General features: G+C 70.2%; 23 protein-coding genes, 1 tRNA gene and 3 pseudogenes. 16 read left to right on the plus strand and 11 right to left on the minus strand.

Going from position 1 to position 21,926, the window contains the following annotated elements; genetic code table 11:
- Positions 1-629, plus strand: a 629-nt coding sequence (locus ACZ7L0_RS33255; RefSeq protein WP_471246252.1) for a tetratricopeptide repeat protein, incomplete at its 5' end; no start/stop codon positions are given.
- A 321-nt stretch (positions 630-950) separates the two neighbouring features.
- Positions 951-1,088: a hypothetical protein gene (locus ACZ7L0_RS33260; RefSeq protein WP_471246253.1), complete on the plus strand. Its 138-nt coding sequence runs from the start codon at positions 951-953 to the stop codon at positions 1,086-1,088.
- Here ACZ7L0_RS33260 and ACZ7L0_RS33265 read toward each other — a convergent pair.
- Positions 1,085-1,795, minus strand: a complete 711-nt coding sequence (locus ACZ7L0_RS33265) for a hypothetical protein (RefSeq protein ID WP_471246254.1) — start codon at positions 1,793-1,795, stop codon at positions 1,085-1,087. The two genes, ACZ7L0_RS33260 and ACZ7L0_RS33265, sit on opposite strands and share 4 nt — an antisense overlap.
- A 122-nt stretch (positions 1,796-1,917) precedes the next feature.
- Positions 1,918-2,052, minus strand: a pseudogene (locus ACZ7L0_RS33270) (UDP-glucose 6-dehydrogenase); the annotation flags it as partial.
- Positions 2,053-2,256: 204 nt separating this feature from the next.
- On the opposite strand from ACZ7L0_RS33270, the gene ACZ7L0_RS33275 reads away from it, so the two are divergent.
- Positions 2,257-2,613 (plus strand): carboxymuconolactone decarboxylase, encoded by a 357-nt coding sequence (locus ACZ7L0_RS33275; protein ID WP_471246255.1) that lies wholly within the window; start codon positions 2,257-2,259, stop codon positions 2,611-2,613.
- A gap of 118 nt (positions 2,614-2,731) precedes the next feature.
- Here ACZ7L0_RS33275 and ACZ7L0_RS33280 read toward each other — a convergent pair whose 3' ends face one another.
- The 3 genes from ACZ7L0_RS33280 to phoU form a co-directional block, all read right to left on the minus strand.
- Positions 2,732-2,980 carry an SCO4226 family nickel-binding protein gene (locus ACZ7L0_RS33280; RefSeq protein WP_471246256.1) on the minus strand — a complete coding sequence of 83 codons (249 nt, stop codon included), beginning with the start codon at positions 2,978-2,980 and terminating at the stop codon, positions 2,732-2,734.
- A 202-nt stretch (positions 2,981-3,182) separates the two neighbouring features.
- On the minus strand, positions 3,183-3,338 hold the full coding sequence (locus ACZ7L0_RS33285) for a hypothetical protein (RefSeq protein WP_471246257.1): 156 nt from the start codon (positions 3,336-3,338) through the stop codon (positions 3,183-3,185).
- A gap of 133 nt (positions 3,339-3,471) precedes the next feature.
- A complete protein-coding gene (phoU, locus tag ACZ7L0_RS33290) occupies positions 3,472-4,161 on the minus strand; it encodes a phosphate signaling complex protein PhoU (RefSeq protein ID WP_471246258.1) in 690 nt (229 codons plus the stop codon).
- 191 nt (positions 4,162-4,352) lie between these two features.
- Here phoU and phoR point away from each other — a divergent pair, with 191 nt between their 5' ends.
- Together phoR and phoP are read left to right on the plus strand one after the other, a co-directional pair.
- A complete protein-coding gene (gene phoR / locus ACZ7L0_RS33295; protein WP_471246259.1) occupies positions 4,353-5,669 on the plus strand; it encodes a two-component system sensor histidine kinase PhoR in 1,317 nt (438 codons plus the stop codon).
- Positions 5,670-5,674: 5 nt separating this feature from the next.
- Positions 5,675-6,346 (plus strand): two-component system response regulator PhoP, encoded by a 672-nt coding sequence (gene phoP / locus ACZ7L0_RS33300; RefSeq protein WP_018568744.1) that lies wholly within the window; start codon positions 5,675-5,677, stop codon positions 6,344-6,346.
- A 91-nt stretch (positions 6,347-6,437) separates the two neighbouring features.
- Here the strand turns inward: phoP and ACZ7L0_RS33305 are convergent, their stop codons facing one another.
- Entirely contained in the window at positions 6,438-7,115 is a 678-nt protein-coding gene (locus ACZ7L0_RS33305; protein ID WP_471246260.1) for a copper chaperone PCu(A)C domain-containing protein, read from the minus strand.
- Positions 7,116-7,718: 603 nt separating this feature from the next.
- Here ACZ7L0_RS33305 and ACZ7L0_RS33310 point away from each other — a divergent pair.
- From ACZ7L0_RS33310 to ACZ7L0_RS33340, 7 genes are all read left to right on the plus strand, one after another.
- On the plus strand, positions 7,719-8,201 hold the full coding sequence (locus ACZ7L0_RS33310; protein ID WP_003953493.1) for a CarD family transcriptional regulator: 483 nt from the start codon (positions 7,719-7,721) through the stop codon (positions 8,199-8,201).
- 301 nt (positions 8,202-8,502) lie between these two features.
- The gene (gene ispD / locus ACZ7L0_RS33315; protein ID WP_471246261.1) at positions 8,503-9,252 is read left to right on the plus strand and encodes a 2-C-methyl-D-erythritol 4-phosphate cytidylyltransferase; all 750 of its coding nucleotides are present in this window, start codon (positions 8,503-8,505) and stop codon (positions 9,250-9,252) included.
- A complete protein-coding gene (gene ispF / locus ACZ7L0_RS33320; RefSeq protein ID WP_471246262.1) occupies positions 9,242-9,739 on the plus strand; it encodes a 2-C-methyl-D-erythritol 2,4-cyclodiphosphate synthase in 498 nt (165 codons plus the stop codon). Before ispD ends, ispF begins: the two co-directional genes overlap by 11 nt.
- Positions 9,740-9,796: 57 nt before the next feature.
- A complete protein-coding gene (locus ACZ7L0_RS33325; protein ID WP_471246263.1) occupies positions 9,797-10,201 on the plus strand; it encodes a PPOX class F420-dependent oxidoreductase in 405 nt (134 codons plus the stop codon).
- A gap of 94 nt (positions 10,202-10,295) precedes the next feature.
- Complete coding sequence (gene cysS, locus ACZ7L0_RS33330) at positions 10,296-11,699, plus strand: cysteine--tRNA ligase (RefSeq protein WP_471246264.1); 1,404 nt, start codon at positions 10,296-10,298, stop codon at positions 11,697-11,699.
- A gap of 100 nt (positions 11,700-11,799) precedes the next feature.
- Positions 11,800-12,741 (plus strand): 23S rRNA (guanosine(2251)-2'-O)-methyltransferase RlmB, encoded by a 942-nt coding sequence (rlmB, locus tag ACZ7L0_RS33335; protein WP_471246265.1) that lies wholly within the window; start codon positions 11,800-11,802, stop codon positions 12,739-12,741.
- 118 nt (positions 12,742-12,859) lie between these two features.
- The gene (locus ACZ7L0_RS33340; RefSeq protein ID WP_471246266.1) at positions 12,860-14,575 is read left to right on the plus strand and encodes a DoxX family protein; all 1,716 of its coding nucleotides are present in this window, start codon (positions 12,860-12,862) and stop codon (positions 14,573-14,575) included.
- Between the two features lie 89 nt (positions 14,576-14,664).
- Here ACZ7L0_RS33340 and ACZ7L0_RS33345 read toward each other — a convergent pair whose 3' ends face one another.
- From ACZ7L0_RS33345 to ACZ7L0_RS33355, 3 genes are all read right to left on the minus strand, one after another.
- Entirely contained in the window at positions 14,665-15,396 is a 732-nt protein-coding gene (locus tag ACZ7L0_RS33345) for a nucleotidyltransferase family protein (protein WP_471246267.1), read from the minus strand.
- Positions 15,397-15,492: 96 nt separating this feature from the next.
- Positions 15,493-15,948: a hypothetical protein gene (locus ACZ7L0_RS33350; RefSeq protein ID WP_471246268.1), complete on the minus strand. Its 456-nt coding sequence runs from the start codon at positions 15,946-15,948 to the stop codon at positions 15,493-15,495.
- A gap of 194 nt (positions 15,949-16,142) precedes the next feature.
- The gene (locus ACZ7L0_RS33355) at positions 16,143-17,279 is read right to left on the minus strand and encodes an ABC transporter ATP-binding protein (RefSeq protein ID WP_471246269.1); all 1,137 of its coding nucleotides are present in this window, start codon (positions 17,277-17,279) and stop codon (positions 16,143-16,145) included.
- A gap of 221 nt (positions 17,280-17,500) precedes the next feature.
- On the opposite strand from ACZ7L0_RS33355, the gene ACZ7L0_RS33360 reads away from it, so the two are divergent.
- A tRNA-Thr gene (locus tag ACZ7L0_RS33360) sits at positions 17,501-17,574 on the plus strand.
- Positions 17,575-17,708: 134 nt separating this feature from the next.
- Here the strand turns inward: ACZ7L0_RS33360 and ACZ7L0_RS33365 are convergent.
- Positions 17,709-17,886: pseudogene (locus ACZ7L0_RS33365) on the minus strand (hydroxyurea phosphotransferase); the annotation flags it as partial.
- Between the two features lie 34 nt (positions 17,887-17,920).
- On the opposite strand from ACZ7L0_RS33365, the gene ACZ7L0_RS33370 reads away from it, so the two are divergent.
- From ACZ7L0_RS33370 to ACZ7L0_RS33380, 3 genes are read left to right on the plus strand one after another with little or no spacing between them, the layout of a single operon-like run.
- On the plus strand, positions 17,921-18,574 hold the full coding sequence (locus ACZ7L0_RS33370; RefSeq protein ID WP_471246270.1) for a rhomboid-like protein: 654 nt from the start codon (positions 17,921-17,923) through the stop codon (positions 18,572-18,574).
- Positions 18,575-18,583: 9 nt separating this feature from the next.
- A complete protein-coding gene (locus tag ACZ7L0_RS33375) occupies positions 18,584-19,990 on the plus strand; it encodes an NAD(P)/FAD-dependent oxidoreductase (RefSeq protein ID WP_471246271.1) in 1,407 nt (468 codons plus the stop codon).
- A 23-nt stretch (positions 19,991-20,013) separates the two neighbouring features.
- A complete protein-coding gene (locus ACZ7L0_RS33380; RefSeq protein ID WP_471246272.1) occupies positions 20,014-20,502 on the plus strand; it encodes a GNAT family N-acetyltransferase in 489 nt (162 codons plus the stop codon).
- Here ACZ7L0_RS33380 and ACZ7L0_RS33385 read toward each other — a convergent pair.
- Positions 20,491-21,925 (minus strand): annotated as a pseudogene (locus ACZ7L0_RS33385) (MFS transporter). The gene ACZ7L0_RS33380 and the pseudogene ACZ7L0_RS33385 overlap by 12 nt on opposite strands.
- Position 21,926 lies beyond the last annotated feature (1 nt).

The raw sequence follows: 21,926 nt of genomic DNA on the forward strand, positions 1-21,926 counted from the left end.
TCGACCGGTCCGCCATCGCCGCCACCTATCACCAGCTGGGCATGATCGCGCAAGTGCGGGGGGATTACGGGCAGGCCGAGGAGCGTTACCGGGCCGCCCTCGCGATCAAGGAGGAGTTGGGTGACCGCCTCGGCATCGCCGCCGGCTATCACCAGCTGGGCATCATCGCGCAGGAGCGAGGGGACAACGAGCAGGCCGAGGAGCGTTTCCGGACCTCCCTCGCGATCAAGGAGGAGTTGGGTGACCGCTCCGGCATCGCCGCCGGCTACCACCAGTTGGGCATCATCGCGCAGGATCGGGGGGACTACGAGGAAGCCGAGAAACGTTACCGGGCTGCTCTCGCGATCAAGGAGGAGCAGGGCGACCGCTCCGGCATCGCCATCAGCTACGGTCAGTTGGGCGTGCTCCGTACCTTGCAGCAACGCGTCGCAGAAGGCGTGCCTCACACGCTGCAGGCCCTGGTACTGCAACTGGAAATGGGAAACCCACCCGACACGGCCCTTTACTGGCTCGGCAAGCAGAGAACTCTCCTCGGCGACGACGCCTTCCGCTCCATCCTCGACGGCCTGATGCGGGACGAGTCAGTGGCAGTGATCATGCAGGCCACGCGACCCGTGCCCGGCACGTGAGATACGTTGCCCCCATGACCGGCAACCAAAGGGGCAATGCCGCGTAGGCGCCCCTCAGCCCTGCGGGGCGAACCCCCTGTCCGGGCACCGGCTCCGCGCCGGTACCCGGAGATCGGCCGTCTTTCGGGCTCTTGCGCGGCCGACCTGCGGCGGCTGGAAAGGTCCCGCTTCCGGTCCGAAGCCACCGCGGAGGCGTTCTGGCACTGGAAGAGGCTGGCACACGGCCCCCTCAGGCGGGTGGCGGATCCGTTCACGGGTGCTCGGTGCGGCATCCCTGAGTGCGGGTGCGACCCCGGCTACTACCGTGATCACCTTGAGGCCGTGCTGCACGCGCTGCCCAGGAAAAGCGCTCGTGAGCTGCGCGCCCTCGTGCAGGCACTCGACGACAAGATCCTGGCCAGGGCCAAGGTCGTACACGTCAGGAGTGCTGACGCGCCGTGGTGGCGCGATCAGCTCTAGGGCCGCTCGGAGCGGTGCTCGCGAGCGAGCCAGGTGGTCCAGACGTCCCGGGTGTTCGGTATCTCGGGGTGGTCGAGGAGCCAGAGCACGTAACCGGCGTGGCGCCGGGCCCAGGGATTGTCCGATCGCCGCGCCGTGGTCAGCCTGCCGCGCAGGTCGGGGCCGTCCACGGACCGGGCCACGCGGACGTACTCGCGGTCCTTGCAGCGGTAGGGCCGCTGGACGACGACGTCGACGAGGTCGACGAGCTTGGCCCGCACCTGTGGGTGGTGGCCGACGGTCGCCATGTCCCGGATCAGGGACTGCTTCGTGCCCCACTCCTTGGCGTGCTCCGTCCACTGCTGTGGATAACGGGCCTCCCACTCCAGGAAGAGGAGCGCGTAGGGCAGCCCCGGCCAGGTGACGAGGTCCCCGTCGTGGCGGTGCCTGGTCCACAGCGCCTGCGGGAGGCAGTGACTCGCGGCCTCCTCGTAGGCCCTGTGCGCGGCGGCCCGGCGTCGGGCTGTGCACCACAGCCGGAGAGACGAGCCGTACGAGGCCGCGTAGAGGCGGTCGCGAGCGGCGTCGGCCTCGCCGCGGGCAGCGGCCAGGCGGGCGAGGGCGGTGGCGCGTTCGGCAGGGCTCGGTGCCACCAGGCCGTGAGCCCATGCCAAACGCTTCGTCCACCCGTGGTCGTCGTCGACGCCCAGGCCCGCCTTCTCCGTCATGCGGCAGATCATCGCCCGACCGGGTACGCCGACGCGACCGCAATACCGGGGCGGGCCGGGTCGCCTACGGAGCGCGTCGGTGGCGTAGCCCAGCTCCGGGAAGCCGCGCCGGGCGGTGTCGGTCGCGGCCGGGTCTCCGCCCAGGGGGAGCAGACGCCGAAGACCAGCCGGTCGGGGCGCATGGTGTCGTCCACGGCGTGGCTCTCGCGGAGGAACTCGGGGTTCCAGGCGACTTCCACCTGGTCCCCGGCGGGGGCGAAGCAGCGGGCCCGACTCCAGCGCCTCGACCAGCAGTTCGGGCAGTCCGGGCTCGATGAAGGGCACGGTGCCCGAGTTGAGCTTCGCGACCTGTGTGGCCACCTGTTCCTGCATCACGGTTCACCCGGGCAGGGTGAAGCCGCGCCCCACCCGCATGCGTACGTTGTGAGGTGTCGGCTCCCCGAGGGAAAGGCGGTCCCGCCATGGCCACCGCATCGGACGCCCCCGTTCTCGACACACTCACCGCCATGACGATCGACTCGATCGAGCGGTGCGGCATGGACGCGGGCACACTCATCCTGACCCGTCTCGCCGCACTCGTCGCCATGGACGCGCCCGCGGTCTCCTACCTCGCCCACGCCGGCGCCGCGGCCGAGGCGAACCTGACGACCGAACAGCTGCAGGACGTCCTCGTCGCCATCGCCCCCGTGGTCGGCACGGCCCGCGTCATGTCGGCCGCCAGTCATATGGCGGAGGCCTTCGGTCTGGCCCTCGCGGTCGCCGACTCCGAGGCCCAGGCCATCGCCGAGGCGGAGGCGCGGAGCCGGGGCGGCGCCTGAGCGGGCGGGACCCCGCTGTCCACACCCCCGCCGTCCACGCCGCGCGCTGTCCACGCCTCCGGAGCCTCCGGCCGCGCCCGGGGGCTCCACGCAGTGCGGTCACCTTCCAGAGCGGTCCTCAGACCGTCAACGGCACCGGATGCACCTCGTCCGCCCGATGCCCCGCCCGTTCGTGGATCCGCTGGATCGCTTCGGCCGAAGGAGCCTCGGAGAGGCAGTAGACGGTGCCGGACTCCGGGTCCGCCCAGGCCTTCTCGAAGTGGACCCGCTCCTCGCCCTCGATGGCCAGGTCGGCCTGGTGCGCCTGCTTCAGCTGCTCGGCGGTGATGCCCTTCATGCCGTGGTGGACGTCCATGTACTTGGCCATGGCCTTGCGCCTCCTCTTCCCCCCCTGTCCGTTTTCTTTATTTCTGTCTCCCTTTCTTCCTTTCCTTCCTCTTCTCCTATGCTGCTCCCGCGGCCCACGAGGGGCGATTCATGGCCCCCGGGCCTCCTCGTCCCGGCGTACGACGAAGGCCCCGGCGATCCGTGATCACCGAGGCCTCGTACGTCTCAAACGGTTCCCGCCGTCACCCGCACTGGCACGGGCTGCCCGACTGGCAGCCGCACCCGCACCCCGAGCCGCAGCCGCAGGAGGCGACGAGAGGGAGGGTCCTGATGTCGGTGGGCTGTTCGGTCTCGTGCTGCTGCGTGGGGTCGGGCGTGGTGCTGGGGGATTCGGCCATGGTTCCTCCCAGTGGTCAGGGCCTGGTGCCTTTGCCCATTTCATGCCCGGTGCTCAGGGCGCGTCAACGGCGCACAGTGGCGCCCGCACGCCCCGGACGCCAGCCCCGGGCCACGAGAAACCATGAGGGCGGGTTACGAGCCCTCCGCCCCCGTCGCCGGCTGGATGTCCGGCTGGATGTCGTCCGCGTGCTCGCCCGTCACCAGGAAGACGACCCGCTTGGCGACCGCGACCGCGTGGTCCGCGTACCGCTCGTAGTAGCGGCCGAGCAGGGTGACGTCCACGGCCGTCTCGATGCCGTGCTTCCAGCGCTCGTCGATCAGGTGCTGGAAGAGGGTGCGGTGCAGCAGGTCCATCGCGTCGTCGTCCGACTCCAGCTGGAGCGCGAGGTCGACGTCCTTCGTGATGATGACCTCGGCCGCCTTCGCCATCAGGCGCTGCGCGAGCTGGCCCATCTCCAGGATGGTGGCGTGCAGGTCCTGGGGGACCGCCCGCTCGGGGAAACGCAGCCGGGCGAGCTTCGCCACGTGCTGGGCGAGGTCACCGGAGCGTTCCAGATCGGCCGACATGCGCAGCGACGTGACGACGATCCGGAGATCCGTCGCCACCGGCTGCTGGCGGGCCAGCAGGGCTATGGCCCGCGCCTCCAGGTCGTGCTGCAGCTCGTCGATCTTCTTGTCGGCCTCGATGACGCTTTCGGCCAGCTTGAGATCGGCGTCGAGGATGGCCGTCGTGGCGCGTCCGATCGCCGACCCGACCAGCCGGGCCATCTCCACCAGACCGTCGCCGATCGAGTCCAGTTCCTCGTGGTACGCGTCCCGCATCAGGGTTCCCTCTCGTACGTGTCCTTCGGGGGTCTGCGATCCCCACGCTCCCACGTTCCGGCCCGTACGCGTCCGTTTCCGCCACCCCAAATGAACCAATACTGGCTCCAAGGTGAACTCTGGGCGACGAGTGTTCGAGCTCGCACCCAGACGGCTGTGGTCAGGAGGATTCCCGTGCCTAACCTGGACGCATGGACGTGAACGCGGCGGTCGCCGCAGCGGCAGCGATCGCCGGGGTGCTCACCGGTGTCATCGCCATGCTGGCGTTCCGCTGGAGCGAACGCGACCAGAAGCGACCGACCAGGACTTCCTTGCACACCGATCCCGTACTCCCGCCCGGAGTGGACACGGTCCTGTCCGTGCTCCGCTCGTCGGCCGTCGTCCTGGACGAGGCCGACGCCGTGGTCAAGGCCAGCTCCGCCGCGTACGCCCTCGGGCTGGTGCGCGGCGGCAAGCTCGCCGTCGAACCCATGCTCCAGATGACCCGGGACACCAGACGCGACGGCGAGATACGGCAGGTCGAGCTGGACCTGCCCCGGCGCGGGACCGGGCGGGGGGAGGCCCTCGCCGTCTCCGCGCGTGTGGCCCCGCTGGGCTCCCGGCTGGTGCTGCTCCTCGTCGAGGACCTCACCGAGGCCCGGCGCATCGAGGCCGTACGACGCGACTTCGTCGCCAACGTCAGCCACGAGCTGAAGACCCCCGTCGGCGCGCTCTCCCTCCTGTCCGAGGCCGTCATGGACGCCTCCGACGACCCGGAGGCCGTGCAGCGCTTCGCCGGTCGCATGCAGATCGAGGCCACCCGCCTGACCAACCTGGTCCAGGAACTCATCGACCTCTCCCGGGTGCAGAACGACGACCCCCTGGAGGACGCCGAGCCCGTCCGCGTCGACGAGCTCGTCGCCGAGGCCGTCGACCGCTGCCGCCACCAGGCCGGCGCCAAGCAGATCACCATGGCCTCGAACGTGTGGTCGCCCGAAGGGCTCGATCAGGGTGCCGGCGGGCGACGGGCGGGCGGCACGGCGGACCTGCACGTCTGGGGCAACCGGGGGCAGCTCGCCGCCGCCCTGGGCAACCTCGTCGAGAACGCCGTCAACTACTCCCCGGCCCGCACCCGCGTCGGCATCGCCGCCCGCCGGATCGTCGCACCCGGCGGCGACATGATCGAGCTGGCCGTCACCGACCAGGGCATCGGCATCTCCGACAAGGACAAGGAGCGCATCTTCGAGCGCTTCTACCGCGTCGACCCGGCCCGCTCCCGGGCCACCGGCGGCACCGGCCTCGGCCTCGCCATCGTCAAGCACGTGGTCGCCTCGCACGGCGGGGAGGTCACGGTGTGGAGCGCAGAGAACCAGGGCTCCACCTTCACCCTGCGGCTGCCGGAGGCGGGTGCGGCCCGAGACCGCGCCCAGCAGCACCCCGACCTCGACGATGAGGCCGGGCCGTCCCCCTCCAGTTCCCCCGACTCAACCGCGTACGAAACGCTTCCCGCCCCGGAGGTCCTTCCGTGACCCGAGTGCTCGTCGTCGAGGACGAGGAGTCCTTCTCCGACGCCCTTTCCTACATGCTCCGCAAGGAGGGCTTCGAGGTGGCCGTGGCCGCCACCGGCCCCGACGGACTCGACGAGTTCGAGCGCAACGGCGCCGACCTCGTCCTCCTCGACCTGATGCTGCCGGGCCTGCCCGGTACGGAGGTGTGCCGCCAGCTGCGTGGCCGCTCCAACGTCCCGGTGATCATGGTGACCGCCAAGGACAGCGAGATCGACAAGGTGGTCGGCCTGGAAATAGGAGCCGACGACTACGTCACCAAGCCCTTCTCCTCGCGGGAGCTGGTCGCCCGCATCCGCGCGGTGCTGCGCCGGCGCGGCGAGCCGGAGGAGGTCACCCCGGCCGCGCTGGAGGCCGGCCCGGTCCGGATGGACGTCGACCGCCATGTGGTCACCGTCTCCGGCTCCAAGGTCGACCTCCCCCTCAAGGAGTTCGACCTCCTGGAGATGCTGCTGCGCAACGCCGGCCGCGTGCTCACCCGTATGCAGCTCATCGACCGCGTCTGGGGCGCCGACTACGTCGGTGACACCAAGACCCTGGACGTCCACGTCAAGCGCCTGCGCGCCAAGATCGAACCGGATCCGGGCGCGCCGCGCTATCTGGTGACGGTGCGGGGGCTGGGCTACAAGTTCGAGCCGTAGGCGACCCCGCGGGCCGTGCCCCGTCCGGTGCCATGACAGAAGGGCGGAACCCCCTCCAGGGGTCCCGCCCTTCGTCCGTGTGTACGGCCGCTCAGTGGCCCGCGGCGGAAGCCGAGGCCGAGTCGCTCGGGGTGGTCCCGGCGTCCGGGGACTCCGTCGCGGAGGCGGACGCGCCCTTCGACGGCTTGCCGCTCTCGCTCGCGGAGGCGCCCGCGGCCGGCGAGGCCGAGGACGACGGCGAGGAGGAGGGCGAGGGGATCTCGGTCGGGCCCCACTTGCTGAAGTAGTTCTTGGCGGGGACGACGAAGGCGCGCAGGCTCACATCACCGGTCGAGCTGAGGGTGAAGGTGATCTTCTGGGCGTTGCCGGCCTGGAGGGCCTCGCTGGTGTTCTCCAGCACGGCGGAGGCGTTGCCCTCGCCGCCGAGGATCAGGGAGCCGCCGGCCGGGATGCTCAGGTCCTTGCCCTTGGCGGGGGAGAGCTTGGCGGACTTGCCGGTGCCGGGGACGGCGATCGACTGGAGGGTCTGCGGCTTGGGGCCGCTGTTGAAGATGGTGGCGGAGATGACCGCCGGGCCCGTCGACTGCTCGTCGGGCTGGGTGATGACCACGGCGTTCTGCACCTTGATCGTGCCCACGGACGTCGCCGCGTTGTCCGGCTTGATCTCCAGGGTCTGGGCGTCGTTGCCGGCACCGCAGGCGGCGAGCGAGGCGATCGAGAAAACGATGGCGGAGGCGGCGAGGGCGCCGCGTCGAAGGCTGCTGCTCACGGCGGCGGCAACTCCTTGAACGCAGGGGCGACCTCCATATAAAGCCGCCCTAAGTGTCTGTCAACGGCCTCAGGTTACCGAGCCGTTCCCGCCCGGCCGCACCCGACCCTCCCCCAACGTGCGCGCTTCCCTCATGCAGGGGGTACCCGACGTCCCCGGAGTCACTCCCCGCCGGCATTGACCATGGTCTCCTCCGGCATTCACATAACGCGACCGGCAAAATTTCCGTGAAGGAATGTACGGCCACCCGGATATTGATCACGTACCGATCAGTACGTCGATCAGCGGGTCCTCGTGATCAATTCCGGATTCGTCTCGTACCCGGCTCCAGTCACCGAACGGAGTAGCGTAAGTCGCACGTGTGGAGCCGGACAAATGTGGACGTTCGACCGCTTGGAGGGGGCTCCGGATGTGTGTAACGTACGGGTTTCACCCCGCCCGAAGAGCCGCTCCGACCTGCGAATACCTGCTTCCGCAGGCCTTCCGAAGCACGTTCCTGTCGCTGTTGTCAAGCCCCGAGATATGCCCTGACCTGCGAAAACGCCATTCAGAACCCGCCGTTTCCGTGTTACTCTGGATAGCCACGGAAGGGGTACCTGTCACATGACGTTCAAGGTTGGCGACACCGTGGTCTATCCCCATCACGGGGCCGCGCTGATCGAGGCCATCGAAACTCGCCAGATCAAAGGCGTGGACAAGACCTACTTGGTGCTGAAGGTCGCCCAGGGTGACCTGACGGTACGTGTGCCAGCGGACAATGCGGAGTTCGTCGGCGTACGTGATGTGGTCGGTCAGGACGGGCTGGACCGGGTCTTCGAGGTGCTGCGCGCGCCGTACGCCGAGGAGCCCACGAACTGGTCGCGTCGTTACAAGGCAAATCTGGAGAAGCTCGCCTCCGGCGATGTCATCAAGGTCGCGGAAGTCGTACGTGACCTGTGGCGTCGCGAGCGCGAGCGCGGACTCTCCGCCGGTGAGAAGCGCATGCTCGCCAAGGCTCGCCAGATCCTGGTGAGCGAGCTCGCCCTCGCGGAGAACACCAACGAGGACAAGGCCGAGGCCCTGCTCGACGAGGTTCTCGCGTCCTGACGGACCGGCCTTTGGCAGGCTACGCCCGCTCAGCACACTGAAATGCCGCGGTGCCCGATGACACACCACCTGTCGCCGGGCGCTGCGGCATGTCCGTCCTCAGCCGACGTACGTGATGCCGTGTGCCCCACGGGGAGTCCCCGATGCCCCGTGTACCGATCGTGCCGGGCCCGGGCAGCCGGTTCGGCCGATTCCCTCGACCGGTTTCACGGAAGGGTCCGGTCGAGGTGCAGTGCCCGGTGGCACGCTGACGCTGAGGCCATACCCATTCAGGCCGAGCACACAAACCTGACAGGAACCGATGTCTGACGATTCGCGTCCTTCGCCCGCGCCATCGCCCGTCGCCGCCGTGATTCCGGCCGCCGGACGGGGCGTACGCCTTGGTCCGGGCGCCCCCAAGGCGCTCCGCGCGCTGGGCGGAACACCCATACTCATCCACGCGGTCCGCGCGATGGCCGCCTCCCGTGCCGTCTCCCTGGTGATCGTCGTGGCCCCGCCCGACGGCGCCGCCGAGGTCAAGTCCCTCCTCGACGCGCACGCCCTGCCCGAGCGCACGGACTTCCTGGTGGTGCCCGGCGGCGAGACACGCCAGGAGTCGGTGAAGCTGGGCCTCGACGCGCTGCCGCCCGAGCACCGCGTCGTGCTGGTGCACGACGCCGCCCGGCCCCTGGTCCCCGTGGACACCGTCGACGCCGTCATCGAGGCCGTACGCGACGGAGCCCCGGCCGTCGTCCCCGCACTGCCCCTCGCAGACACCGTCAAGGAAGTCGCCCCGGCGGCCCCCGGCGAGCCGGAGCCGGTGATGGCCACGCCGGAGCGGTCCCGGCTGCGCGCCGTGCAGACCCCGCAGGGCTTCGACCGCGACACCCTGGTCCGCGCCCACGAGAGCGTCACCGACGACGTCACCGACGACGCGAGCATGGTGGAACAGCTCGGCCTGCGCGTCGTCACCGTCCTCGGGCACGAGGAGGCCTTCAAGGTCACCCGCCCCCTCGACCTGGTCCTCGCCGAGGCGGTCCTCGCCCGCAGGAGGCTCAACGATGGCTTCTGAGGCGCTGCCGCCACTGCCCCAGGTCGGCATCGGCACCGACATCCACGCCTTCGAGGACGGCCGCGAGCTGTGGTGCGCCGGACTGAAGTGGGAGGGCGAGGGAACCGGCCTCGCCGGACACTCCGACGCGGACGTGGTCGCGCACGCCGCCTGCAACGCCCTCTTCTCCGCCGCCGGGCTCGGCGACCTCGGCCAGCACTTCGGCACCGGACGCCCCGAGTGGTCCGGCGCGCCCGGCGTCACCCTGCTGACGGAAGCCGCCCGTATCGTCCGCGAGGCCGGCTTCCGGATCGGCAACATCGCCGTCCAGGTCGTCGGACCGCGCCCGAAGATCGGCAAGCGCCGCGACGAGGCCCAGAAGATCCTCTCCGATGCGGCCGGCGCCCCCGTCTCCGTCTCCGGAGCCACCACCGACGGACTCGGATTCCCCGGCCGCGACGAGGGCCTGATGGCCGTCGCGACCGCGCTCGTGGTGCGGGTGAGCTGAGAGCGTGTGAGGGTACCCGCAGAGTGACCAGCGACTTACGGTCCCGGAGGTACCCTCATGCCCGCCGCTCTGTCCGACCGCCTCAAGTCCCTCCTCGACAGCCCCGTCTTCGTCGTCCTGGGCACCGCCCAGCCCGACGGCGACCCCCAGCTCTCCCCGGTATGGGTGAAACGGGACGGCGACCAGCTCCTGATCTCCACCACCGTCGACCGTCGCAAGAAGAAGAACCTCGACCGCGACCCCCGGGTCAGCGTCGTCGTCCAGGACCCCGAGTCGCCCTACGAGTACGCCGAGATCCGCGGCAACGCGGAGCTGACCACCGAGGGCGGCCAGGCACTGATCGACGAGCTCAGCCTGAAGTACACCGGCAAGAAATACGCCCAGTTCAACCCGGCCTCGGCACAGGACGCGGAACGGGTGGTCGTACGGATCGTGCCGCGCAAGGTCGTCGGGAGTCTCTGACGGGTCTCCCCGTCTTCCGCGCACTTGTCACGAATAAACGACCCTTCGGCACAAGGGTCGCAAGGCACTGTCCCGCGACCACTACCCTGGAGTGGTGACTATTCGCCTGTACGACACCAGCGCCCGGCAGATCCGTGACTTCACCCCGCTCAAGCCGGGCTGTGTCTCGATCTACCTCTGTGGCGCCACCGTGCAGGCGGCACCGCACATCGGGCACATCCGGTCCGGGCTGAACTTCGACATCATGCGCCGCTGGTTCGAATACCGCGGCTACGAGGTCACGTTCATCCGCAACGTCACCGACATCGACGACAAGATCATCACCAAGGCCCACGAGCAGAACCGGCCCTGGTGGTCGATCGGGTACGACAACGAGCGCGCCTTCAACGACGGTTACGCGGCCCTCGGCTGCCTCCCGCCGACGTACGAACCCCGCGCCACCGGCCACGTGCCCGAGATGATCGAGATGATGCAGACGCTCATCGAACGCGGGCACGCCTACGAGGCAGACGGCAACGTCTACTTCGACGTGCGCTCCTTCCCCGGCTACCTGGAGCTGTCCCGGCAGGAGCTGGACAACCTGCTGCAGCCGTCCGGCGAGGGCGAGACCGGCAAGCGCGACCCGCGGGACTTCGCCATGTGGAAGGCCGCCAAGCCGGGCGAGCCGACCTGGCCGACCCCCTGGGGCCCCGGCCGGCCCGGCTGGCACCTGGAGTGCTCGGCCATGGCCCACAAGTACCTGGGCAGCGCCTTCGACGTCCACGGCGGCGGCCTCGACCTGATCTTCCCGCACCACGAGAACGAGATCGCCCAGGCCAAGGCCTTCGGCGACGACTTCGCCCAGTACTGGGTGCACAACGCCTGGGTGACCATGGCCGGCGACAAGATGTCCAAGTCGCTCGGCAACTCGGTGCTGGTCAGCGAGATGGTCAAGCAGTGGCGCCCCATCGTCCTGCGCTACTACCTCGGCACCCCGCACTACCGCTCGATGATCGAGTACAGCGAGGACTCCCTGCGCGAGGCCGAGTCCGCGTTCGCCCGCATCGAGGGCTTCGTGCAGCGCGTGGTGGAGAAGGCCGGCGGAGTCGTCGAGCCGTCCGCCGAGGTCCCGCCCGCCTTCGCCGAGGCCATGGACGACGACCTCGGCGTCCCCCAGGCCCTCGCCGTCGTGCACACCACCGTCCGGCAGGGCAACTCCGCCCTCGCCGCCGACGACAAGGAAGCCGCCGTCGCCCGGCTCGCCGAAGTCCGCGCCATGCTCGGCGTCCTAGGCCTCGACCCGCTCGACGCACACTGGGCAGGCGAGGACGGCGACCGCGGCGAAGACCTCCACGGAGTGGTGGACACCCTCGTCCGCATGGTCCTCGACCAGCGCGAGGCCGCCCGCTCCCGCAAGGACTGGGCCACCGCGGACGCCATCCGCGACCAGCTCAACCAGTCCGGCCTCGCCATCGAGGACAGCCCGCAGGGACCGCGCTGGAGCCTCGGCCCGCGCTGATCCCCCGATGATCGATCTCTTGATCGATTGTGCCGCCCGGCTATCCGGGCGGCACACTGCATATACGTACGTACTCACGCCTCACACAGACAGGTAGGTCATGGCCGCTAACAACCGTCGCATGTCCGGCAAGAAGGGCGCGCAGGTCGGCAGTGGCGGCCAGCGGCGCAAGGGCCTCGAAGGCAAGGGCCCCACCCCGCCCGCCGAGATGCGCAAGGGTCACAAGAAGAACCGCATCGCCAATGCAAAGGCGAAGCAGGCCGTGCGCCGCCCCACGGCCCGGGGCCGCGGCGGCAAGCCCACCTCCGAACTGGTCGTCGGCCGCAACCCCGTCTTCGAGGCACTGCGCGAGGGCGTACCCGCCTCCACGCTCTACGTCCAGCAGTTCATCGACAACGACGAGCGCGTCCGCGAGGCCCTCCAGCTCGCCGCCGAACGCGGCGGCATCAACCTCATGGAGGCCCCGCGCCCCGAGCTCGACCGCATGACCAACGGGCTCAACCACCAGGGCCTCGTCCTCCAGGTCCCGCCCTACGAGTACGCCCACCCCGAGGACCTCGCCGCCGCCGCCTACGACGAGGGCGAGGACCCGCTGATCGTCGCCCTGGACGGCGTCACCGACCCGCGCAACCTCGGCGCCGTCGTCCGCTCCGTCTCCGCCTTCGGCGGCCACGGCGTCGTCGTACCCGAGCGGCGCGCCGCCGGCATGACCGCCGGCGCCTGGAAGACCTCCGCCGGCACCGCCGCCCGCACCCCCGTCGCCCGCGCCACCAACCTCACCCGCGCCCTCGAGGGCTACAAGAAGGCCGGGATCGTGGTCGTCGGCCTCGCCGCCGACGGCGACGTCGAGCTCGGCGAACTCGAAGCCCTCGGCGGCCCCGTCGCCATCGTCGTCGGCAGCGAGGGCAAGGGCCTGTCCCGGCTCGTCGGCGAAACCTGCGACTTCCGCGTCCGCATCCCGATGCCGGGCGGCGCCGAATCGCTCAACGCCGGTGTCGCGGCGGGCATCGTGCTGTACGAGGCGGCCCGCAGGCGCGCCTGAACACACGTCCACGGGGGTCACCCGTGCGGGGCAAAATGGGCGACAAGGCCGAGCTTGACGCGGTCCGGACACTTCCGCCCCGCCGGGGCAGTGTCCTAACACCACGTCACTCGGTTAGATGAGTGTGGACACCAGAACACCCCGCACACCCACGGGGGACCGCTCGTCGGGATACGACGACGCTCCCGCGCTGAGCATGGTGAAGGTGCCGAGCGATCCGGCGCAGGTCATCGTCAATCACGCGAGCTTCCGCGTGCAGCTGGGCGCTTCGACACGGCGAAGCCAGTCACCGCGGATCGCCCGGTACTCGAGCGCCACCGAGGACACCGCCCGCATCCCCGTCGCCGGACCGGCGGGCAGAGCGGACGCCCCCCGCCGTCGCCCGGTCGTCTGGAGCGGACGCTCCGCACCCGACGACACCGGCGCCCACCGGCTGCTCCAGGCCGTGCGGGGCGGCAGCGTCCGCTATGCCGACGAGCCCATCGCCGACACCGGAGCCACGCAGGTCATCCCCCGCCTCGGCGACGGCGACCCCTACACCACCGGCTACGGCGACGGCTACGACGCGCTGGACCAGACCGTCGAAACCCCCGTCGTCGGCCACCAGCGCACCCCCGCCCCCGGCGAGACCGGCCGACTGCCCCACATGCGCACCGGCGCCGGCGCCTACGGCCCACCCGCCTACCACCCACCCGGCTACGGCGACGAACCTCCCTACGCCGCAGCCGACTACGACGACCCCGAAGACCCGGACGACCTCGAAGACCCCGAGGACCCGGACGACACGGCAGCCGCCGCGACCCTGCCCAAACGCCACAGCGACGACCCGGCCCGGCACGCCTACTACCCCGGCCGCCGCATGAACCTCGGCGTCGTCCTGCTCCCTCTGCGCGTCTTCCTCGGCTCCATCTCCATCTACGCCGGCATGGGCAAGCTCTGCGACCCCGTCTACTTCGACGGCGGCACCCGCGGCTCCATGGTCAAGTGGCTCAACACCCTCCACCCCTGGGAAGTCGCCGAACCCCTGCGCCAGTTCGCCCTCCAGCACCCCGTCGGCTCCGGCCTCGTGATCGCCTTCGCCCAGGTCATCGTCGGCGTCCTCACCGTCCTGGGCTGCTGGCAGCGGGTCGCCGCCGTGTTCGGCGCACTGCTGTCGGCCGCACTCATCGTCACCGTCAGCTGGAAGACCGTCCCGGCCTACGACGCCCCGGACATCATCTACCTCGCCGCCTGGTCCCCGCTGATCATCGCCGGTGCCCCCGTCTACTCCGTCGACGGGCGTCTCGCCGGCAGCGCCTGGCGCCGCCTCGGACCCCGCTCCGACATCTGGGAACTGCGAAGCTACGTCCTGCGCCGCGGCGCCCTCATCACCGCCCTCACCACCGGTCTCACCCTCCTCGTCGGCTCCCTCCTCGGCGGCGCCGTCCGCGACGCCGACCGCGTGGTCGTCCCCGGCCCCGGCGAGGCCCCCCGCAACAACCAGCCCGGCTCCCCGCTCGCCCCGGAACCCGGCAAGCAGCACAAGCGGACGCCGGCCGCCTCCACCCCGCCCACAGGCGACGCGACCACGGGCGCCAGCCCCTCCGGCGCCGCGACCACCCCCGGCGCCACCAGCTCCGCCGGCAACGCCACCGGCGGCACGCCCAGCCAGACCCAGGGCACCGCGGGCCAGGCCCCACCGCAGCACACCTCGCCGGCCCAGCAGGCCCCCAGCACCAGCTCCGGCCCCACCTCGGGCGGCACCGCCTCCGGTGGCACCGGCTCGACCGGCGGCGGCAGTGGCGGCGGCTCGTCCTCGGGGCAGCCGGGCCTCGTCGGCGGCCTCCTGGGATAACCCGGACAGGCACCCGGTACGACGACGGGGTCCCGCACGACCGATGTGCGGGACCCCGTCGACGTATCCGAAGGCATCCGGAGAGCTTCTCAACGCCCCAGCGCCGCGAGCTCCTTCGCCGCCTCCCTCAGGTCCTTCGCCGTGTCGATGGCACGCCAGTACGCGCCCTGCGGGATCGGGAAACCGGCCAGCCGGCGCTCACGCGCCAGATGCGGGAACGTGGTCCGCTCATGGTCACCGCGCTCCGGCAGCAGACCGGCGAACTCCGGCGAGAACACGTACACACCCGCGTTGATCTCGAAGGTCGACGGCGGGGCCTCGATGAAGTCCGTGATGTGCCCGAAGCCGTCCGTCTTCACCGCACCCCACGGAATCCGCGGCCGGGCCAGCGCGAGCGTCGCCACGGCGTCCCGCTCGGTGTGGAAGTCCGCCATGTCACGGAGCGAGAAACGGGTCCAGATGTCGCCGTTGGTGGCGTACCAGGGACGGTCGGGGTGCGGGAGACGGGCAGCCGCGTACTTCAGGCCGCCACCGCGGCCGAGCGGCTCCGTCTCCACGACGGTCGTGACGTTGACGGACAGGTCGGCCGAGTCCAGCCACTTCTGCAGAACATCGGCGAGGTGGCCACAGGAGACCACCACGTCCGTCACGCCCTCCTCGGCGAGCCAGGACAGCTGATGGCCGATGATCGGAGTCCCCGTACCGGGGATCTCGACCATCGGCTTGGGCCGGTCGTCGGTGTACGGACGCAGCCGGGAACCCTGGCCACCGGCCAGGATGACGGCTTGAGTGGGACGCGACGCGGCGTTCGGATCGGTCATGCCCGAACTGTACGCGGCGCCCCACTCCGGGCTCAGAGCCGCAACCGGCTCCTTAATCAGCCGTTACCCACCTCCCGGTGTCGCTTGCCCGGACGGTCAGCTGTGCCCGGCCAGAACCCCGGACGCGAAGGCGGTGTCGCACACCGGACGGGCGTACGACTGGGCGCGCGACGCGCCGTAGATCCGGACCGCGGCCCGGCCCAGGGCACGGGCGATGGAGACGCAGTGCTTCCCCAGCGACGGATGTCCGTTGACGGCCTGCTGGAGGTGGGTGAGAACCACACCCGGGTCCTTCTCCTGCAGCTCGCCCATCAGCTGGTCGCGCAGCACGTCCTGCGGGGCGCGCCGGACGGTCCGCGAGGACATGTCCGAGGAGATGTCCGAGGCGGTCAGCACCGAGCTCGAAGGGTTGCCCGACCAGTTGACCCGGGTGACCGCGAGGGTCCCGGAGAGCACCAGGAAGACGGGCAGGACGAAGGCGAGGGTGCGGCCGATCCGGCGGGCGGGGCCCCGCTGACCGCGTCGCGACTGTTGGGTGGTGGAGTGCTTCACGCGTGTGAGGGTAGCGTGCGGTAATGATTTGGAGACATTTAGTCACCGGTTCGGGGGATGAGGAGATGCCCGTTTGTGGGTAGGGCGTTGACGCACACTGCTCGAAATCCCCCCGCTTGCCGGGGTATCCGCCACGGCGACGAAGAGGGCCCCGCGGCGGACCGCGGGACCCTCTTCGTCAATCCGGGTGATGATCAGTCGGAGAGCCGCTCGCCCGTCGAGGTCGAGAACACGTGGGTCTCGCCCGGCCGCGGCACGACGTGCAGCTGAGCGCCCTTCTCCGGCACCTGGCGCCCGTTGACGCGGACGACGAGGTCCTTCGTCTCGCCGCCGACCTCGGCGGTGCCGTAGACGTAGCCGTCGGCGCCGAGCTCCTCCACGACGTTCACGGAGACCGCGAGACCGGCCGGGGCGTCCTCGGTGTCCTTCGACAGGGCGGAGGCGGCAGCGCCGTTGTGCTCGACCACGTCGAAGTGCTCGGGCCGGACGCCGACCGTCACCGTACGGTCGCCCTTGTCGGAGGCGGCCTTCAGCGCGTCCCGGTTGACCGGCACGACGCTGTTGCCGAACTTCACACCGCCGTCGGTGATCGGCACCTCGACCAGGTTCATCGCCGGGGAGCCGATGAAGCCGGCCACGAACAGGTTGGCCGGACGGTCGTACATGTTCCGCGGCGAGTCGACCTGCTGGAGCAGGCCGTCCTTCAGCACGGCCACCCGGTCGCCCATCGTCATGGCCTCGACCTGGTCGTGCGTGACGTACACGGTGGTGATGCCGAGGCGGCGCTGCAGCGAGGCGATCTGCGTACGGGTGGAGACACGGAGCTTGGCGTCCAGGTTGGACAGCGGCTCGTCCATGAGGAACACCTGCGGCTCGCGCACGATCGCGCGGCCCATCGCCACACGCTGGCGCTGACCACCGGACAGGGCCTTCGGCTTCCGGTCCAGGTACTCGGTCAGGTCGAGGATCTTCGCGGCCTCCTCGACCTTCTGCCGGATCTCCGCCTTGTTGACGCCCGCGATCTTGAGCGCGAAGCCCATGTTGTCGGCGACCGTCATGTGCGGGTACAGCGCGTAGTTCTGGAACACCATGGCGATGTCCCGGTCCTTCGGCGGCAGATGCGTGACGTCACGGTCACCGATGCGGATGGCGCCGGCGTTCACGTCCTCCAGGCCCGCGAGCATCCGGAGCGAGGTGGACTTTCCGCAACCCGACGGGCCGACCAGGACGAGGAACTCGCCGTCCTCGATGTCGATCTCCAGCGCGTCGACGGCGGGCTTCGTGGAACCCGGGTAGATCCGGGTCGCCTTGTCGAACGAGACAGTGGCCATGGTGAATGGGCCCCCTTCTACCGGCAGGAACGTGCCGGACGATCCGAGTAGGAAGGTGGTTCGTTGGTGTAGTCCACCGGGGTGAACTGGGTCAGGACGGTACCTGGGGTTCACCTGGTCTGTCAGTAGTCCAGGGGGTGTGAACTTCGCGGAAATTTTCGACCGGGGGCCCTCTCGACCTGGGTACACTGCTCGGGCACGTGCTTGGTACGCGCGTGCAGGCCTCCTTAGCTCAGCTGGTCAGAGCGCCGCTCTTGTAAAGCGAAGGTCGTCGGTTCGAATCCGACAGGGGGCTCAGGAAAGCCCAGGTCAGACCCTGTCTGCCCTGGGCTTCTGCTTTTACCGGGTTCGCGTCAGCGAAGCAGAAGCCGGGGTTCCCGGACAGGGGCTTGGGATCGATGGCCAGCCAGGGGGCGCGGGCGGCGGCGCGGACCGCGACCGGCAGGACCAGGGCGCTGACGCCGTACATCGGCGGGCCGTCGAGGCGCAGTCCCCAGCGGTCGAGGAAGCCGGTCGCGAGGTCCGGCAGCCCGGCGACGAAGGCCCGTCCGGCCGCTCCGTTGTACTTCTCCTGTGCCGCCGCCAGTTCGCCCGGAATGTCGATCACCCGTCGGACGATACTGGTCTGCGTGAATCGGCTCATGGGAAAGAACCGGGGTCCGAGCCGGGTGTGGGCGTTCGCCCGCAGTGCTCCCGGCACGTATGTGTGGCTGGGGATCCTGTTCGTCACGACGGTCGCGCTGCATCACATGTCGCCGGAGTTCGAGCAGCACTTCCTGCGGCAGCGGTCGACGAACATCCATGAGCTGTCGCGCAATCCGGTGCGGGTGCTGATCGCCAGCGCGATGTGGATCGCCAGCGGGCACTGGCTTCCGTACGCCCTCCTCTTCACCGTCTTCCACGCGCCGGCCGAGCGCTGGCTGGGTACGGCTCGCTGGCTGGTGGTGTGTGTGGCCGCGCACGTGCTGGCGACGCTGATCAGCGAGGGGGCGTTGCTGCGGGCGATCCGGGAGGGGATGGCGCCGCATTCGGCGGTCAACACCCTCGACGTGGGGGTGAGTTATGCGCTGGCGGGGGTGGTGGGCGTGCTCACGTACCGGATCGCGGCGCCTTGGCGGTACCCGTATCTGGCGGTCGTTCTGGCGGTCTTCCTGGTGCCGCTGACCGCCGGGCCGACCTTCACGGACTTCGGGCATTTCGTCGCCGTACTGATCGGTCTCGCCTGCTATCCGCTGGCCAGAGGGCGGGGAAAACCATGGAATCCGAAGGAGACACTGGCCGCTCTCAGGAGTTAACGTCCGCGCATGAGCAGCTCGGCGAGCAGTGTCGTGAACGGCGGTATCTCCTTCTGGTACGCGGATGACGGTCTCCCGGTGGCGCGGGAGCCGCTGACCGGTGACACCTCCGCCGATGTCGTGATCGTCGGGGGCGGGTACACGGGACTGTGGACCGCGTACTACCTGAAGAAGGCGGCGCCCTTCCTCCGCGTCACCGTCCTGGAGCAGAAGTTCTGCGGGTACGGCGCCTCGGGGCGCAACGGCGGCTGGCTGTACAACGGCATCGCGGGCCGCGACCGGTACGCGAAGCTGCACGGCCGCGACGCCGCGGTGCGCCTGCAGAAGGCGATGAACGACACGGTCGCCGAGGTGATCGCGGTCGCGGAGGCCGAGGGCATCGACGCGGACGTGCACCAGGGCGGGGTGCTCGAGGTGGCGACCACGCCCGCCCAGTTGGCCCGTCTGAAGGCTTTCTACGAGCACGAACTGTCGTACGGGGAGAAGGACCGCGAGCTGTACGGCGCCCGCGAGACCGCCGAGCGGATCCGGGTGGCGGACGCGGTGGGGTCGACGTGGACGCCGCACGGGGCGCGCCTGCACCCGGTGAAGCTGGTGAAGGGGCTGGCGGCGGCCGTGGAGGCGCTCGGGGTGACCATCCACGAGTCGACACCGGTGACGGAGATCCGGCCCAAGCACGCGGTCACCCCGTACGGCACCGTCCGCGCGCCCTACATCCTGCGCTGCACGGAGGGCTTCACGGCCTCCCTCAAGGGCCAGCGGCGGACCTGGCTCCCCATGAACTCCTCCATGATCGCCACCGAGCCGCTCTCCGAGGAGCAGTGGGCGGCGATCGGCTGGGACGGACGGGAGACGCTGGGCGACATGGCGCACGCGTACATGTACGCGCAGCGCACGGCCGACGGGCGGATCGCGCTGGGCGGGCGGGGAGTGCCGTACCGCTTCGGCTCGCGGACGGACAACGACGGCCGGACCCAGGACGCGACCGTCGAGGCCCTGCGGGAGATCCTGGTCCGCTTCTTCCCGGCGCTGGCCGGAGTGCGTGTCGAGCATGCCTGGTCGGGGGTGCTCGGGGTGCCGCGCGACTGGTGCGCGACGGTCACCCTGGACCGTGCGACGGGGCTCGGCTGGGCGGGCGGGTACGTCGGCTCGGGCGTGGCGACGACGAATCTGGCCGCGCGGACGTTGCGGGATCTGGTGCGGCAGGATTCGGGCCAGGGCGGCCGGACGGAGCTGACGGAACTGCCGTGGGTGAACCACAAGGTGCGGAAGTGGGAGCCGGAGCCGTTTCGGTGGCTGGGAGTGCAGGGGATGTACGCGACTTATCGGGCGGCGGATCAGCGGGAGCGGTTGCGGCCGAGCGGGGAGTCGTCGCGGTTGGCTCGGGCGGCCGATCGGGTGGCGGGGCGGCATTGAGGGCCTCCGGTTAGCCTCGCCGCATGATTCGTGCCGCGACTTCCGCCGATGTCCCCGTCATCCATGCCCTGATCCGTGAGCTGGCCGAGTACGAGAAGGCCCCGCAGGAGGCGAAGGCGTCCCCGGAGCAGTTGCGGGAGGCGTTGTTCGGTGCGCGGCCGGCGGTGTTCGCGCATGTCGCCGTGGACGATGCGTCCGGGGAGACGGTCGGGTTCGCGCTGTGGTTCCTGAACTTCTCGACGTGGCGGGGGGTGCACGGCGTGTATCTGGAGGATCTGTACGTCCGTCCGGAGGCGCGGGGCGGCGGGCACGGGAGGGCGTTGCTGGCCGAGTTGGCCCGTATCTGTGTGGAGCGGGGGTACGGGCGGCTGGAGTGGTCGGTGCTGGACTGGAACCGGCCCGCGATCGGGTTCTACGAGTCGTTGGGGGCGCGTCCGCAGGACGAGTGGACGGTGTACCGGCTGACCAATGGGGCGTTGGCGGCGCTGGGCGGGGCGGCGTCAGGTCACTGACTCGGGTACCGGTGTCCGTGCCGGTGCTCCGTGCTTGGGGGGTTTGGCGGTGACCATGAGGCCGGCGACGAGGCCGGCCAGGAGCATGATGCCGGCGGCCCACCAGATGGCGACGGTGTAGCCGTGGACGACGCCGGCGGGGATGACGGTGGCCTTCTGCGCGGGGGTGCGCAGGTGGGCGGTGATGTAGGCGGTGCCGCTGGTGGTGGCGATGGTGTTGAGCAGCGCGGTGCCGATGGAGCCGCCGACCTGCTGGGAGGTGTTGACGGTGGCGGAAGTGACGCCGGAGTCCTGGGGGGCGACTCCGGCGGGTGGCGGTGGCGAAGACGGGCATGAAGGTGAGGCCCATGCCGAGGCCCATGAGGAGGAGGGCGGGGAGGATCTCGGTGGTGTAGGAGGAGTGGACGGTCATGCGGGTGAGGATGAGCATGCCGGTGGCGGCGAGGATCATGCCGGGGACCATGAGGGCGCGGGGGGCGACGCGTTGCAGGAGCCGGGCGGATATCTGGGTGGAGCCGATGATGATGGCGGCGGTGAGGGGGAGGAAGGCCAGGCCTGTTCTGACGGGTGAGTAGTCGAGGATGACCTGGAGGTAGTAGGTCATGAACAGGAACAGGCCGAACATGCCGATGATGGCGAGGGCCATGGTGAGGAAGCAGCCGGCCCGGTTGCGGTCCTTGACGATGTGCAGGGGGAGCAGGGGCATGGGGGCCCGGGTCTGCCACCAGACGAAGGCGGTGAGCAGGAGGAGGCCCGTCGCGAAGAGGGCGAGGACCAGGGGGTCGGTCCAGCCCCGTGGTTGGGCTTCGCTGAAGCCGTAGACGATGGCGACGAGTCCGCCGCAGCCGAGGACGGCGCCGGGTACGTCGAGGCGGGCGCCGGCGTGGCCGGGGCGGTCGTGGAGGAGTGCGAAGGCGCCGAGGACCGCGATGACGGCGATGGGGACGTTGACGTAGAGGCACCAGCGCCAGTTGAGGTACTCGGTGAGCAGTCCGCCGACGATGAAGCCGATGGCGGAGCCGCTGCCGGCGAGGGCGCCGTAGATGCCGAAGGCCTTTCCGCGTTCCTTGGGGTCGGTGAAGGTGGTGGTGAGCAGGCTGAGCGCGGAGGGGGCGAGTACGGCGGCGAAGGCGCCCTGGAGGGCGCGGGCGCCGAAGAGCATGCCGGAGGTGGTGGCGGCGCCGCCCAGTGCGGAGGCGGCGGCGAAGCCGATGAGTCCGATGACGAAGGTGCGTTTTCGGCCCACGAGGTCGGCGACGCGGCCGCCGAGGAGGAGCAGGCCGCCGAAGGCGAGGGTGTAGGCGGTGATGACCCATTGCCGGTTGCCGTCGGACATGTGCAGGTCGTGCTGGGCGGAGGGGAGGGCGATGTTCACGATCGTCGCGTCCAGGACCACCATCAGCTGTGCCAGCGCGATGATCACC

Source organism: Streptomyces sp. NPDC039424 (assembly GCF_055639495.1).

What these genes read in the sequence shown, in the direction of transcription:
- ispD (WP_471246261.1), top strand. Translation starts at nt 8,503, where the DNA reads ATGTCTGACGATTCGCGTCCTTCGCCCGCGCCATCGCCCGTCGCCGCC.
- ACZ7L0_RS33310 (WP_003953493.1), top strand. Translation starts at nt 7,719, where the DNA reads ATGACGTTCAAGGTTGGCGACACCGTGGTCTATCCCCATCACGGGGCC.
- ACZ7L0_RS33345 (WP_471246267.1), bottom strand. Translation starts at nt 15,396, where the DNA reads ATGACCGATCCGAACGCCGCGTCGCGTCCCACTCAAGCCGTCATCCTG.
- ACZ7L0_RS33380 (WP_471246272.1), top strand. Translation starts at nt 20,014, where the DNA reads ATGATTCGTGCCGCGACTTCCGCCGATGTCCCCGTCATCCATGCCCTG.
- ACZ7L0_RS33370 (WP_471246270.1), top strand. Translation starts at nt 17,921, where the DNA reads ATGGGAAAGAACCGGGGTCCGAGCCGGGTGTGGGCGTTCGCCCGCAGT.
- ACZ7L0_RS33275 (WP_471246255.1), top strand. Translation starts at nt 2,257, where the DNA reads ATGGCCACCGCATCGGACGCCCCCGTTCTCGACACACTCACCGCCATG.
- ACZ7L0_RS33325 (WP_471246263.1), top strand. Translation starts at nt 9,797, where the DNA reads ATGCCCGCCGCTCTGTCCGACCGCCTCAAGTCCCTCCTCGACAGCCCC.
- ACZ7L0_RS33340 (WP_471246266.1), top strand. Translation starts at nt 12,860, where the DNA reads ATGAGTGTGGACACCAGAACACCCCGCACACCCACGGGGGACCGCTCG.
- ACZ7L0_RS33280 (WP_471246256.1), bottom strand. Translation starts at nt 2,980, where the DNA reads ATGGCCAAGTACATGGACGTCCACCACGGCATGAAGGGCATCACCGCC.
- ACZ7L0_RS33265 (WP_471246254.1), bottom strand. Translation starts at nt 1,795, where the DNA reads ATGACGGAGAAGGCGGGCCTGGGCGTCGACGACGACCACGGGTGGACG.
- ispF (WP_471246262.1), top strand. Translation starts at nt 9,242, where the DNA reads ATGGCTTCTGAGGCGCTGCCGCCACTGCCCCAGGTCGGCATCGGCACC.
- phoU (WP_471246258.1), bottom strand. Translation starts at nt 4,161, where the DNA reads ATGCGGGACGCGTACCACGAGGAACTGGACTCGATCGGCGACGGTCTG.
- ACZ7L0_RS33285 (WP_471246257.1), bottom strand. Translation starts at nt 3,338, where the DNA reads ATGGCCGAATCCCCCAGCACCACGCCCGACCCCACGCAGCAGCACGAG.
- phoR (WP_471246259.1), top strand. Translation starts at nt 4,353, where the DNA reads ATGGACGTGAACGCGGCGGTCGCCGCAGCGGCAGCGATCGCCGGGGTG.
- ACZ7L0_RS33355 (WP_471246269.1), bottom strand. Translation starts at nt 17,279, where the DNA reads ATGGCCACTGTCTCGTTCGACAAGGCGACCCGGATCTACCCGGGTTCC.
- ACZ7L0_RS33375 (WP_471246271.1), top strand. Translation starts at nt 18,584, where the DNA reads ATGAGCAGCTCGGCGAGCAGTGTCGTGAACGGCGGTATCTCCTTCTGG.
- rlmB (WP_471246265.1), top strand. Translation starts at nt 11,800, where the DNA reads ATGGCCGCTAACAACCGTCGCATGTCCGGCAAGAAGGGCGCGCAGGTC.